This is a genomic window from Microcoleus sp. CZ3-B2, assembly GCF_036705055.1.
Taxonomy (GTDB): Bacteria; Cyanobacteriota; Cyanobacteriia; order Cyanobacteriales; family Microcoleaceae; genus Microcoleus.
This window is the reverse complement of record NZ_JAUBTN010000018.1, coordinates 11,644-24,517: the sequence shown is the minus strand read 5'-3', so window position 1 is coordinate 24,517 and position 12,874 is coordinate 11,644. Positions and strand designations below refer to the sequence as shown.

The 12,874-nt window shown below is 45.3% G+C and carries 11 protein-coding genes and 1 pseudogene; 7 read left to right on the top strand and 5 right to left on the bottom strand.

What is annotated here, in order from left to right; genetic code table 11:
- Positions 1–89: 89 nt before the first annotated feature.
- Complete coding sequence (locus QUA97_RS10805) at positions 90–719, bottom strand: class I SAM-dependent methyltransferase (protein ID WP_333194594.1); 630 nt, start codon at positions 717–719, stop codon at positions 90–92.
- Between the two features lie 34 nt (positions 720–753).
- Positions 754–1,566: a cephalosporin hydroxylase family protein gene (locus QUA97_RS10800; protein WP_333194593.1), complete on the bottom strand. Its 813-nt coding sequence runs from the start codon at positions 1,564–1,566 to the stop codon at positions 754–756.
- A 544-nt stretch (positions 1,567–2,110) separates the two neighbouring features.
- Between QUA97_RS10800 and ftsH3 the strand changes: the two genes are divergently transcribed.
- On the top strand, positions 2,111–3,949 hold the full coding sequence (gene ftsH3 / locus QUA97_RS10795) for an ATP-dependent zinc metalloprotease FtsH3 (protein ID WP_194067920.1): 1,839 nt from the start codon (positions 2,111–2,113) through the stop codon (positions 3,947–3,949).
- Positions 3,950–4,130: 181 nt separating this feature from the next.
- Here ftsH3 and QUA97_RS10790 read toward each other — a convergent pair whose 3' ends face one another.
- Positions 4,131–4,772: a hypothetical protein gene (locus tag QUA97_RS10790; RefSeq protein ID WP_194067921.1), complete on the bottom strand. Its 642-nt coding sequence runs from the start codon at positions 4,770–4,772 to the stop codon at positions 4,131–4,133.
- 671 nt (positions 4,773–5,443) lie between these two features.
- Here QUA97_RS10790 and QUA97_RS10785 point away from each other — a divergent pair.
- Both QUA97_RS10785 and QUA97_RS10780 read left to right on the top strand, forming a co-directional pair.
- Positions 5,444–6,082, top strand: a complete 639-nt coding sequence (locus QUA97_RS10785) for a bifunctional 4-hydroxy-2-oxoglutarate aldolase/2-dehydro-3-deoxy-phosphogluconate aldolase (protein WP_333194591.1) — start codon at positions 5,444–5,446, stop codon at positions 6,080–6,082.
- Positions 6,083–6,183: 101 nt separating this feature from the next.
- Positions 6,184–6,699, top strand: a complete 516-nt coding sequence (locus tag QUA97_RS10780) for a L,D-transpeptidase (RefSeq protein ID WP_333194590.1) — start codon at positions 6,184–6,186, stop codon at positions 6,697–6,699.
- A 238-nt stretch (positions 6,700–6,937) separates the two neighbouring features.
- On the opposite strand, the gene QUA97_RS10775 is transcribed toward QUA97_RS10780, so the two are convergent.
- Together QUA97_RS10775 and QUA97_RS10770 are read right to left on the bottom strand one after the other, a co-directional pair.
- Positions 6,938–7,765 (bottom strand): YwqG family protein, encoded by an 828-nt coding sequence (locus QUA97_RS10775; RefSeq protein ID WP_333194589.1) that lies wholly within the window; start codon positions 7,763–7,765, stop codon positions 6,938–6,940.
- 129 nt (positions 7,766–7,894) lie between these two features.
- Positions 7,895–9,484: an Hsp70 family protein gene (locus QUA97_RS10770; RefSeq protein ID WP_333194624.1), complete on the bottom strand. Its 1,590-nt coding sequence runs from the start codon at positions 9,482–9,484 to the stop codon at positions 7,895–7,897.
- A gap of 210 nt (positions 9,485–9,694) precedes the next feature.
- Between QUA97_RS10770 and QUA97_RS10765 the strand changes: the two genes are divergently transcribed.
- The 4 genes and pseudogenes from QUA97_RS10765 (at position 9,695) to QUA97_RS10750 (ending at position 12,713) form a co-directional block, all read left to right on the top strand.
- Positions 9,695–10,381: a CPBP family intramembrane glutamic endopeptidase gene (locus QUA97_RS10765; protein WP_194067925.1), complete on the top strand. Its 687-nt coding sequence runs from the start codon at positions 9,695–9,697 to the stop codon at positions 10,379–10,381.
- Between the two features lie 425 nt (positions 10,382–10,806).
- Positions 10,807–10,914: pseudogene (locus QUA97_RS10760) on the top strand (hypothetical protein); the annotation flags it as partial.
- An 88-nt stretch (positions 10,915–11,002) separates the two neighbouring features.
- Complete coding sequence (locus QUA97_RS10755) at positions 11,003–11,185, top strand: hypothetical protein (protein WP_228050038.1); 183 nt, start codon at positions 11,003–11,005, stop codon at positions 11,183–11,185.
- 157 nt (positions 11,186–11,342) lie between these two features.
- Positions 11,343–12,713, top strand: a complete 1,371-nt coding sequence (locus QUA97_RS10750; protein ID WP_194067926.1) for an O-antigen ligase domain-containing protein — start codon at positions 11,343–11,345, stop codon at positions 12,711–12,713.
- The last annotated feature ends 161 nt before the right edge of the window (positions 12,714–12,874 follow it).

The following is a 12,874-nucleotide window of genomic DNA, read 5'->3' as shown; positions in this document are numbered from 1 at the left end:
GTTAGCAGCCAATTAGCTAAGGTACGAGGGGAGCATCTCAGTTTTGATTTTAGAGCGTGCGAGCTTAATATCTCGCACAGTAAATTTTTTCAATGAAATGCTCCCACTCGGTAAGCCAGCCAAAACCCGTTTCCTACCTTGCTGTCGGGATCTTCGGTACCTAGCAGTTGCCAATTCACAGCCGGAATGCCGTCATTAGCTGTTTTGAGATTCTCAAAGAATTTTCTTAGAGTTGTTGAGGTAAATTTCCAGTAGTGTCCGCCTTTACCACCATATAAATTCTCCGCTGGAGCAGTCTCAATCGTCCATTTTTCTCGGTGTGCTTTAATTAATTGCGCGTAGGTAGATAGGGGGCGATTGTCTCCGGCGAGAGCATCCGGCTGCGGGACAATCATCACCACATATCCCCCTGGCTTGAGAACTCTTTGCCATTCTAATAAAGCAGATATGGGATCGGGAATGTGTTCAAACACGTGGCTGGACAAAACAAAATCCTGGCTGTTGTCTTTGACGGGAATATTGTCTGCTTCGCCGTACATATCGATTTTTGTCGGTTGCTCTCCCATGTTAACTTGGTTGTCTTGAAACAAATCCTCGTCAAATTTTGGAGCAACATTAATTGCATTCACTCCGTAGGGATTGTGCGAGGCTGCTCCCAGTTCGACTCCTGAGAGTCCTGTCAATAACTGGAGGGTTGGTTGGTGCAGTGGAAATTTCATGGCAATCTTTGACTTGCAGTACAATTTTAAATATTTAGCGTCGAATCAAGAATCCAGCAGTTGCAAAAGTAAAGCCAAATTTCTGTTCGCGCAAATCATCTCTTTGATAATCATCAGGGTAAATGGCAAAATATTCTTCCATTGCTTCGTATGGCCCTTCTCCCCATCCGGGCAAAACGGGGTGTCCGTTGATATTACTATCTTCAACTACGACGTAATCGCCTGTTTGCAGTAGCGGTCGCAGCAGTTGCATCTCGCCCAAAACGTGCTGCTTTTCATGGTTGCTATCCAGGATAGCAAATATCTGCCCCGGAAATTCTCTGCGTAATTCGACTATTCTTTGAGAAACTTGAGGGGCGGTTGAGGATGACAGCATTAACTCGATGCGGGGATGATTTCTTACTTGGGGAGTGAGAGATGTATGGTCAATATCTACCGAAAACACTTGAGATTTGTTATTAATTTTTTCAAGGAGCGAGGCAAAGAATAAAGTACCTCCACCATAGAAACTGCCAAATTCTAGGATTAAACTAGGTTTTAAATCCCAGATAATTTCTTGGTAACTCCACATATCGCAGGGAGATTTTAGTGCTTTGACTCCTGCCCATGTGGTGGTATTCCAAATTTGGTTGTTGTAGTACCACAAATGATAGCGCAGACCTGCATCTGTTGTGGAAGCAAGCTGATTTTTTGAAAGTTGATATTTAATTTTCCCCAACAAACATAAAGCATCTGAATTGTCTGGCTGACTGTCAAGAATTTTGGTACAAATTAACTCTGCCTGAAAGTGGTCGCCACAATTATATAAATTAGTTGCCGCTATAATATTATCTGCGAGGTTGTGCATATCAGTTAAAAAGCCAGTTATTTCAATTTTCCTATGCGGCGTTTTTTCTGTGCCGAAGATGGCGATCGCCTCAAGTAAGCTTGGTAGAGTACATCAGCCAACCGCATCCGCACTCAGAAAATCTGAACTGTTGCCGCGCTGAGTCGGGTAGTTGCCGGGGCTTCACTACCGCTATACATTTGTTCTGCCTCAAAAACAGCAAGAGATTGCACCCATATTACCTCTAACTCAAGCATCGATCGCGATGCGCGCTTGATTGAGACGACGATCGTCCATCTCCCTCTTGGCCTAAACTCGTTACCCACTCAATCGGCACATTGACAAAAATCACTCGATCGTGTAGGCAAAAATTTACCTTTGGCGAGGAAAGCATTTCATCACCTGACGCAGTGAAGCCACGTTCGGTTTCCACCACCATGCAAGCAAGATCGCCCTAACGGGGATTCTTGCAGGCCGCAAACAAGTTACAATTACGTTAAGATTGATGAACATAAATAAAAAATCCCAAACTGTAGGGACTAAATAATTAGGAGGATCGACCTCGGTGAATAAACGGTGGAGAAACGCTGGACTGTACGCACTGCTGGCTATTGTAGTCATTGCCCTAGCCACGGCATTTTTTGACAAACAGCCCCCAAGCCGGGAAGTTTGGAAGTACAGCCAATTCATTCAGGAAGTCGAAGGCAAGAGAGTAGACAAAATAAATATCAGTTCCGATCGCAGCAAAGCCCTCGTAACGGCTCAAGACGGCAACAAGGTACTCGTCAACCTGCCGAACGACCCCGAACTGATCAACATCCTGACCAAAAACAACGTAGACATTTCAGTTCTGCCCCAAAGCGACGAAGGTTTCTGGGTAAAAGCCCTCAGCAGCCTGTTCTTCCCGATCCTGCTGTTAGTGGGACTGTTTTTCTTGGTGCGGCGCGCCCAAAACGGGCCCGGCAACCAAGCCATGAACTTCGGCAAATCGAAAGCTAGAGTTCAAATGGAACCTCAAACTCAGGTGACATTCGGCGACGTGGCCGGCATCGAACAAGCCAAGCTAGAACTCGCAGAAGTCGTGGACTTCCTGAAAAATGCCGATCGCTTCACCGCAGTCGGAGCAAAAATCCCCAAAGGCGTGCTGCTGGTAGGCCCTCCCGGAACAGGCAAAACCCTTCTCGCCAAAGCAGTTGCTGGCGAAGCAGGCGTTCCCTTCTTCTCGATTTCCGGTTCAGAATTTGTGGAAATGTTCGTAGGTGTGGGTGCTTCCCGCGTCCGCGACTTGTTTGAACAAGCTAAAACCAACGCTCCTTGCATCGTATTTATCGATGAAATTGACGCGGTAGGCCGCCAGCGGGGAGCTGGTTTGGGCGGCGGTAACGACGAACGGGAACAAACCCTGAACCAGTTGCTGACCGAAATGGACGGTTTTGAGGGCAATACAGGCATCATTTTGATTGCTGCCACGAACCGCCCCGACGTGCTGGATGCTGCGCTGCTGCGTCCGGGCCGTTTCGATCGCCAAGTTGTGGTCGATCGCCCCGATTTCTCCGGCCGCCTGGAAATTCTCAACGTTCACGCCCGCGGCAAAACCTTGTCGAAAGACGTGGACTTGGAAAAAATCGCCCGCCGGACTCCTGGTTTCACAGGTGCGGATTTGGCTAACCTGCTCAACGAAGCAGCTATTTTGGCCGCCCGCCGCAACTTGACCGAAGTTTCGATGGATGAAGTCAATGATGCGATCGATCGCGTGCTCGCCGGCCCAGAAAAGAAAGACCGCGTGATGAGCGAAAAGCGCAAAACTTTGGTAGCTTACCACGAAGCCGGTCACGCTTTGGTCGGTGCTTTGATGCCCGACTACGATCCCGTGCAGAAAATTAGCATTATCCCCCGCGGCCGCGCTGGCGGTTTGACTTGGTTCACACCGAGCGAAGATCGGATGGATTCAGGCTTGTATTCTCGCTCTTACTTGCAAAATCAAATGGCGGTAGCTTTGGGTGGCCGCATTGCTGAAGAGATTGTCTTCGGCGAGGAAGAAGTCACGACTGGCGCTTCTAATGACTTGCAGCAAGTGGCAAGAGTAGCACGACAAATGGTAACTCGCTTCGGAATGAGCGATCGGTTAGGCCCTGTAGCTCTGGGTCGCCAACAAGGGAATATGTTCATGGGTCGCGATATCATGGCTGAACGGGATTTTTCTGAAGAAACCGCAGCCACCATCGACGATGAAGTGCGTTTGTTGGTAGAGCAAGCTTACCTGCGCGCTAAAGACGTGCTGGTTGGCAACCGCCACGTCCTCAACTCCTTGGCAGATATGCTAATAGAAAAGGAAACTGTGGATGCTGATGAATTGCAAAATTTGCTAGCTAACAGCGATGTCAAGATGGCAACAATTGCCTAATTGATTTTGGATTTTGGATTTTAGATTTTAGATTTTAGATTGAATCTAAAGTTTGAAATCAATAATTGGGGTGATTCTGGAATTGTCTGGAATCGCCCCGATTTTTTATAGTAGGGTGCGTCGCTGCGACAATTCTCGCTATTTGCAGTTATCCCAGAGGGACGCACCCTACCCCTATCTACTAAACCTTGATTGTCCTGCCTGATTTTGGCTGACGAGCTTTGGCAACAACGGCACTGCTCATACTTTTTACCATTAGCAATAACATGACCGACAAACCCAGGCCTACTACATCATTAAGCAAGAACAACCATAAAGGCTCTATTTCTGGACTCTGCCTCTGCATTCTTGAAAATTCACGGTTCAACATATTTGAGGCAATAGTTAAAGCATAGAACCCTCCGATCAGGGGATTTATATACTCGGCAAACTTTGCTAATTCTCCCCCTTCCTGATTAAATCTGTTGGCAAATGTTGAGAGTGCATTCCAAATTCCCCATATACTGTATATCGGTATGAGAAATCTTGCCATCGCTCCTCCTGGGGTGATAGGATAATCATTGAAAAGAACCTTGAGATCGACGTGCAAGCGATATAGCCAGACTAGAAAAAGCACGAACAAAATCGAGGCGACAAGAATTGTAACAATCCACAAAATCTGCTGCAAACCTTGAAGCGGCGCCTCAATCGTTGGTGCAATTGCTTTCACCGAAGTTAAAAGCAGGGAAACGATGTTTAACGAGACGTTAGCCCAAGCGAACTGCATTAATAATCGACTAACTCCGTGGGACTTGAGAGGAGTAGCTGCATCAGAATTCTTCATGAGGTCTCCCAGAAAATTTGCCGCAGGAGGCTGCACCCACAGCAGACACGACTATATTAGTTTACATTTTTTTGTAGAGAGCAGCAACGTGGAGATGGTGTTAAACTTAGATCGATTCAAGCCACATTCCGCACCCTACGGTGTCACACAGTATAATTACTCAGAAAAATCTAATTTTAAAGTAATAAATTATGCCTTTCCTAAAATTTACATCCGTCAATCTACGGTATAAAATTATAATTTATAGCTTAATTTATCCATAAAACTAAGTAAAAACCGATTGTGACAGTTGAGGGTGCGAAATGTGGGATTCAAGCCAGCAGTTGGCTGTAGCGATCGCACCTATTCATCTTTGGTAAACTTCTAGCCGAGGTACGCTGGGTCATTAGACCTCTTGCAAAAATCGGAAAATACCCTGAAATCATCTGCGTCAATCAGTGTTTATCTGTTTGATATCTGCGGTTTCTCTATCGAGCCAGTGACTTCTGCAAGAGGTCTATTGGTAATTGGCAAGCGATTTTGTTACTTAGATTGTCGGTTAAAAACTTAACGTGGCGCTTCTTGTAATTTGGTATATCTCGAAGTTAGTAATCAGTCTTAAAATCCTATGCGAGTCAGAACTATCTAAGTTACAAATTAGGGTGCGTCCTCAATCTAAAATCTAAAATCGCATGAATCATCAATCTTGGTTGACACTACTCAAAAAACACCGGGCGATTGCAGTCATCCGTTCCTCCGAAAAGGAACTCGCTTGGCAGATGGCATCGGCGGTAGCGGCAGGCGGATTTTTGTTTATTGAAATTACTTGGAACACTCACAAAGCTGCTGAATTAATTGCCGAACTCCGCTCGGAATTTCCTACTTTTAGTATTGGTACTGGCACTTTATTAAACTTAGAACAGTTGCAGCAAGCCATAGATTGCGGCGCTCAATTTTTGTTTACTCCGCACACAGATGTAGCTATGATTAAAACAGCAGTTGATGCCGGAGTGCCGATCGTCCCCGGTGCTTTTTCTCCCACGGAAATTGTGACAGCGTGGCAAGCAGGCGCTACCTGCGTTAAAGTGTTTCCGATATCCGGTTTGGGAGGTGCAGCTTACCTGAAAAGCCTGCAAGGCCCTCTGGGACACATTCCTTTAATTCCGACTGGCGGGGTGACAGTGGAAAATGCGAAGGTATTTATTGACGCTGGGGCGATCGCCGTTGGTTTGGCGGGAGACTTATTTCCCAAACACTTAGTGGAAAATGGAGATTGGCGGGCGATCGGCCAAATTGCCCGAACTCTTACCAAAAAGTTAACAACTTGTTAAGCCCTCTTTCCCAATCTAAAATCTATAATCTACAATCTAAAGTAGTACAAGCTAATCTAAAATCTAAAATTTCAAGTCTAAAATCGTTTTGGGTGTGAGGAATGAACAGCATTATCAACTCAACTTACTTTCGCCGCGCCGGCATTTTCTGTGCCGGCTGCGCCCTCACAGTTACTGCATTTTGTGGCGGGCAAAATCCTGCAATTGCCGGCTCGCAGCACAACAAAATTGCCAATAGAATTATGCAGTTGCAGCAGTCCAGTCAGCGCTGGATTGAAATTGATTTATCAAGACAAAGATTAACAGCTTGGGAAGGAAACAAACCTGTTTATGCGGTGACTATTTCCAGCGGCAAATCATCGACTCCCACCCGCACGGGAACCTTTGCCGTTCAAACCAAATACCGCGTTGCCAGAATGACTGGGCCGGACTACGATGTGCCCGACGTTCCCTATACCATGTATTACGACGGAGGAATGGCAATTCACGGCGCTTACTGGCACAATTTGTTTGGGAATCCCGTCACTCACGGCTGCACGAATGTAGCTGTAAATCACGCTAAATGGTTGTTCAATTGGGCCTCGGTGGGGACACCGGTGGTGGTGCACAAATCTTAGGTTTAGGGCATGGGGCATGGGGCATCGGGCATCGGGCATCGGGCATCGGGCATCGGGCATCGGGCATGGGGCATGGGGCATAGTCGAACATGATTAGAACTTATGCACCGGTAGTCAGAAACCGGGTTTTTTTGCGAAATACTGCGTTACAGCCCGCAGATTCGGTCAAAAACCCGGTTTCTTCGATCGGAGTTCATCAGTTTTGGTTTTTTTTAGCTTGCTTACTTAACTGCGGCTTTCAACTACAATCCCAATTGTATAAAACTTTACTAAAATCTAATTGTCTGAGTGCTGATTCATCAATAAAAAAGTTACCTATACCACTGTCTCCCCACATGATATCTACTGTATCATTTTCATCAGTATCCATTTGGAATAGAAGAATATCTGGCTTTTTTTCCCCATCGAAGTTACTACCATATCTTCTTATGTCGCCTTGTGTAAAATCAGGATAACCACCTATTTTATGACCAAAAGGAGACGATATTTCTAGGTACTCATCCCTAATTTCATCATTTAGAAATAAATCATCAATTTCTTCTCCTAACAGTTCGGTAAATTTGTAGTCACTGGTACTAATCGGCGCATATTTTTTAGTAAATTGCAAGCCGCAACAGCCATCAATAGGAAAAGCTTCCGGTTTAGGCAAAAAATCATAATTGGTAATCATGTTTTCAACTGTGAAGTCTGGCTGAGGAAAATAGATTATTTTGAATCTGCCTTCGAGTGCGGGATTATCTACATTGGCGGGATTGCCCAAATTTAAACCATATGCGCCATCGTCGGCTATATAAAACTGCAAAATTCCCCGATCGGGAAAACTATCTAAAGGCGGTACTTCAGAAAAGTTTATTTGTGCTAGCAAGAATAAATATTTACCGTCAGGAGTTTTTGGATACTCAAAGCCTTTAGGTAAATAGGGCAATCCCCCGAATTTACTCTGCCACAAATTAAGCCTATCGTCATTCTGGATTTTAATTTCAATGTAAGGTTTAATAGTAGCTTCGATTCGGTCGCGATACTTTTCTAGTTCGGGAGAGAGTGGAAATTCTAGTTTATAATTCATCTGCTTTTAATAATTTTAGTCCTGGACACACTCCATCAAAGAAACCGGGTTTTTCACTTAATCTGCGGGCTGCAACGAAGGATTTTCGTAAAAAACCCGGTTTCTGAGCTCCTATGCGTTCAGGAATGCTTAACTTAGCTGCACCACAGGTTTATCCTCCAACAAAGTTTGATTTGTCAGCAAATCTTCCACGGTAATGCGTAAAAAGCGCTGTTCGTCAACGCGAAAGAAGATTTTGATGCGATCGCCCCCCGGATACCCAGGCGGTGTCAATTGCGCGATACTGCGAGCTCCGTCTTTGTCATTTAGGGGCTGTACCGAGGTTTGGCCCGCGATTTGGCGAGTAATTAGCCGATCGCCATCAAAATAAATCTCCGTGCCGCCAGTTTCCGCTCCCAATTCACCGATAATTAATTCTATACTCGGCTGATTTTCTAGAGAAGCTCCCAAGACTAATTCTACCGGTTCGCTCATCGGATAAGACTGGCCGGATTTGATTAAACTGTGCCAACTGTGGCAATTTTCGCGGCGGTTCCAGTAGCGAATTCCGTAACTGTGATAGAGAAAATCTTTGATTTCTATGCCTTGACTCAGTTGCAGAGCACCTTGGGCGATCGCCTCAAAGGGTTTGTCGCACCGAATCTTTGCCGGCTCGAAATATTGCTCAACCCAACGCTTTACGGCGGGAATTTGAACCGTACCGCCAACGAGCAAAACTGCATCGATGTCGTCAATTTCTAAACCTTGGCGGCGCGCTTGCTGCAATACTTGATTCATGCACTCGTCGAGGTTGTCAAAAAACTGATGTTCGGCGAGGATAGATTCAAAGCGCGATCGGTCTAATTCTAATTCGTAACTCTCAAAATTTTCATCATCAAAATAAACTTCAACCGCCTGATTTACCAAGGATAACTGAATCTTTAACCGTTCTGCCAATCTCGTTGTAATCGGAGATTTGGCCAGTCCTTTTGTTTTGACAAAATAGTCAACCAGCCAATTATCAATATCAGAACCGCCCAAATTTTGTCCGGCTTTAGCCAAAACCCGAGCAACTTTTGCCTTTTGTGCCGAAGATTCAGCTAATAATTTTTCGCCCCATTTGAGCAGAAAACCCAGGGGCTTTTTGCCAGCCGAAATGTCGAGGCGCACTAAAGAAAGGTCGAGAGTTCCGCCGCCGAAATCAATGACTAAGAGAATTTCGCGATCGGCCAAACCGTAGCCCAAAGCAGCCGCCGTCGGTTCGTCCAACATCCGCACCTGTTCTACTTGCAGAGATTCAGACACTTTACCCAACCAATGGCGGTAAGCTTCAAAACTATCTACAGGCACTGTAAAAATTAAAGAATCTACCGGCAAGGGCAGTTCGCGAATTGAGCTAACAATTTTGCTCAAATACCACTCACCTACTCGTTCAAAATCCACAATTTGCCCGTCTAGTTCCGGCACAAAACCCTGAACCGAAGTGCCAATTCCTCGCTTGAAATTGCGAAAAGACCGAGAATCTCCACTCAAATCGAGACCTCTGTCGCGGACTTGTTGACCGAGTATTATTTTATTTTGAGCAGCGTCCTCAACGTAGAGCAAACTGGGAATTAGGGGCGGGTTTTGAGCCGAAATTGCCGACAATCCCGGTAATTTCAAAGTTTCTGGCTGCTGGATGGCCTGATTCCAGCGAGCGACGACGGTGTTGCTAGTTCCAAAGTCAATGGCGATCGTCATTGGGCCAAAATACACAGCTATTAGGGATTAGATTATATTATGGTATTTTGAGCCGCAAATGCAAAGAGGCGATCGAATTGTTCTTACATGAACATTTTGTTGCAACTGAAAAGGCACGCCACTTTGATAAGCGGCACAAAACTCCCCTGTCTGCAGCAGCCAAGCTTTTACCTTCGATCTCAATACAATTTTTCAAATGTCGCGTAAAAAATGCTGGATAATGGCGATCGCAAAACAGCACTCTTAGCTCTCACATTGCTTGTTCCTGCCGCCAGTATTGGTGCAGTAACAGCATTGTATATTGGCGGAAGCTGGGGACAAACACTGTCAGTTTTGTGTCAAGTTTGGTTGCTGGTTTTCCCGATCGCCTGGTCTGTTTTAGTCGATCGGGAAAAACTGCATTTATCCCTCCCCAACCGCCGAGAATTGCTGGCTGGAGCTATTTGGGGAATATTCATGTTTGCGGTGATTGTGGGTATCTACAGCCTTTTCGGTCAGCACTGGATCGATCCTGTAACTGCAAAAGAAAAAGCGCAGCAATTGGGTATTAGCAGCCCTAATATTTACTTGATGATTGAAGCATATTTTGTGCTAGTCAATTCACTAATTGAAGAATTTACTTGGCGGTGGTTTGTCTGCAACAAATGCCAGATTCTGATACCTGGAAAAAAAGCAATTTTTCTCAGTGCACTATTTTTCACCCTCCACCACATTTTTGTAATCGCAGCCTACAGCAATTGGCACGGTGTGATTTTAGGCTCGTTAGCTGTCTTCGTCGCCGGAATAATTTGGTCGCAGTGTTATCTGACTTACCGTTCGCTTTGGTCTAGTTATCTCAGCCACGCGATCGCCGATTTAGCACTAGCAATTATTGCTTGGCAAATTCTTTTTAATTAGCTAATTTTTTAGCGATAATCGCTGGTAATTATACAGGAAAATTTGACACTTTTTCCAACTCGCTCTCCCGAATATCTCCTCCCATCATCTGACATAATTTCTTTGCGAGTAAGCGATTTAAAGTTCCCAACCCGTACTGCCCTACCGCAGACTTGTCCCCAGGAGTATCTGTGTTTTGCAAAAAGCATTTTGGGAGCATCTGTGTTTTGCAAAAAGCATTTTTTTTATTATAGAACCCATTTGATATCTTTTGTAAAATCCTTACAGGGCAACTATTCTAGCCTAAATCTAGGATTCTACTGATTCGGCCCAAACCTAGTTGTGGTAATAAGTCTGGAATAGATGTCAAATGGGTTCTATAGTTATGAAAATTACTTTTGTCCTTCCTACCCTCGGTCTTACGGGTGGGATGAGGGGAATATCCTGTGGCGTATTTGCCGCTGCCACCTGGTACTGAGTATAATAAAGAACCTAGACAAGACCAACTCAAAGAATTTTACAGCAAATGCGATGCTTGGCTGTTTTCCAGCAGCTCCGAAGGCTTCGGTTTGCCAATTTTAGAAGCGATGGCTTGCGGTAGGTACTCCAGTCATCGCTACGACCGTTGGTGCAGCTCCAGAATTGCTGGCTGGCGGGGGCGGAATTCTGGTCAAGCCAGAAGACCCAGAGGATATGGCAAAGGATATGGCAAAGGCGATCGAGCAAATTTGTCAGTTATCTGATGCCGAATGGCGGGTAATGTCCGAGACTGCTTTGGAAACGGTGATCAATTATACTTGGAAGGATGCGATCGACCTGTTCTAGGCTGCACTGGACACTGCTCTGGAAGGTCAGCCACAATTAACGAAGAATGCGTAAAATTGAGGTGGATTTAAAAGCTCGGGGTTGGGCGATCGTTTAATCGAGAACTTCGATCGGGCAAATTGAGTTCTCTTTCTGCAATTTTACTGCAAAAAAAACTATGGTTGCATTAATCCCAATTGCTCTGTTCGGCTGGCTTCCGATCGTTTTTTATCTGTTTGTGAGGTTTCCGCCTCACCGGGCGGTAATTATCAGTTTTATTGTAGCGTGGCTATTTTTGCCACAAGCTTCTTATCCCATCCCCCTGTTGCCGCCTTATGACAAAGTTTCGGCATCTTGCTACGCGATTTTGCTGGCTACTCTGGTCTACGATACTTCGCGCATCACCACTTTTAAACCCGGTTGGTTAGACGTGCCAATGTTAATTTGGTGTTTGTGTCCCATTCTTTCACAAGTTACTAATGGCGGCAGCCCGATTTCTCCGACTTTCGTCCAAATCGTTACTTGGGGTCTACCTTATTTTGTAGGACGCTTGTATTTCGGTAGTTTAGACGGGCTGCGACAACTGGCGATCGGCATGTTTGCCGGTGGGTTGGCCTACATTCCTTTTACTTTAATTGAAGGGGTTAAAGGCCCAATTCTGCACCAAATGGTTTACGGCGTCAATGCCTTTGAGGACTGGGGTCAAGCAAGGCGTATGGGGGGGTGGAGACCAGTAGTATTTATGCAGCACGGTTTGATGGTGGGCGTGTGGATGATGACAGCCGCCTTAATCGGAGTTTGGCTTTGGCAAACTGGGGCGCTGAAAAAGTTTCAGGGCCGCAACATCAAGACTCTAGTAATTGTATTAACTATTGCTTTTTTCCTGTGCCGTTCTACTGGCGCTTACAGTTTATTTGTGTTCGCGTTAATCGTATTATTTTCAGCGAAATTCTTTCGCACCTCTTTGCCCCTGTTATTCATAATTGGATATATAGCATTTTATCTGTACATAGCAGCATCGGGTCAATTTTCGAGTCACGACGTGATTGACTTCATCACTCAAATATTTGGCGAAGAACGAGCATCCTCTCTGAAGTTTAGATTTGACATGGAAGAAATATTGGGGGCAAAAGCACGGCAAGCATTTCTTTTTGGTTGGGGAGATTCGGGTGGAAACCGCGTGTACAACGAGTACGGTAAAGATATCTCGGTGACCGACAGTTTATGGATTATTGCATTTGGGGTCCACGGTGTAGTCGGTTTAGCTAGTTTATTTTCTTCATTGTTGCTTCCTGTTGTCGTCTTTTGCCTGTCCAAGTATCCCGCCAGAACCTGGGTTCATCCCAAAGTAGCGCCCGCTGCGGTCTTGGCAGTGTCCTTAACTATGTACGTGTTTGACTGTGTTTTGAACGCTATGACTAACCCGATTTTTGCGGTCATTGCTGGAGGACTATCGAGTTTGCTTTTAAAAGCTCCAGAAAGTCTTAAAACCAAGAAAACCATGTCCCCGCCCAGAAGAAAGTCGTTGGTTCACCAAAAATCAGGATGATTTTGAGGAAGGCGAGCCGATCGCACTCACAGCTTAAATATATCTGGCATTCGCTGCATACACAAACTAAAAAACCTACCTTTTTTGCCTCAAACCTAGTTCGGGAGTTGCGCTCTATTTTTCAATTGCTCAACATTAATTTACAATCTTTTAACTATTCG

Coding starts and splice junctions, on each gene's coding strand:
- QUA97_RS10770 (WP_333194624.1), bottom strand. CDS start 9,484: ATGACGATCGCCATTGACTTTGGAACTAGCAACACCGTCGTCGCTCGC.
- QUA97_RS10765 (WP_194067925.1), top strand. CDS start 9,695: ATGCTGGATAATGGCGATCGCAAAACAGCACTCTTAGCTCTCACATTG.
- QUA97_RS10780 (WP_333194590.1), top strand. CDS start 6,184: ATGAACAGCATTATCAACTCAACTTACTTTCGCCGCGCCGGCATTTTC.
- QUA97_RS10750 (WP_194067926.1), top strand. CDS start 11,343: ATGGTTGCATTAATCCCAATTGCTCTGTTCGGCTGGCTTCCGATCGTT.
- QUA97_RS10775 (WP_333194589.1), bottom strand. CDS start 7,765: ATGAATTATAAACTAGAATTTCCACTCTCTCCCGAACTAGAAAAGTAT.
- QUA97_RS10800 (WP_333194593.1), bottom strand. CDS start 1,566: ATGCACAACCTCGCAGATAATATTATAGCGGCAACTAATTTATATAAT.
- QUA97_RS10785 (WP_333194591.1), top strand. CDS start 5,444: ATGAATCATCAATCTTGGTTGACACTACTCAAAAAACACCGGGCGATT.
- QUA97_RS10790 (WP_194067921.1), bottom strand. CDS start 4,772: ATGAAGAATTCTGATGCAGCTACTCCTCTCAAGTCCCACGGAGTTAGT.
- QUA97_RS10805 (WP_333194594.1), bottom strand. CDS start 719: ATGAAATTTCCACTGCACCAACCAACCCTCCAGTTATTGACAGGACTC.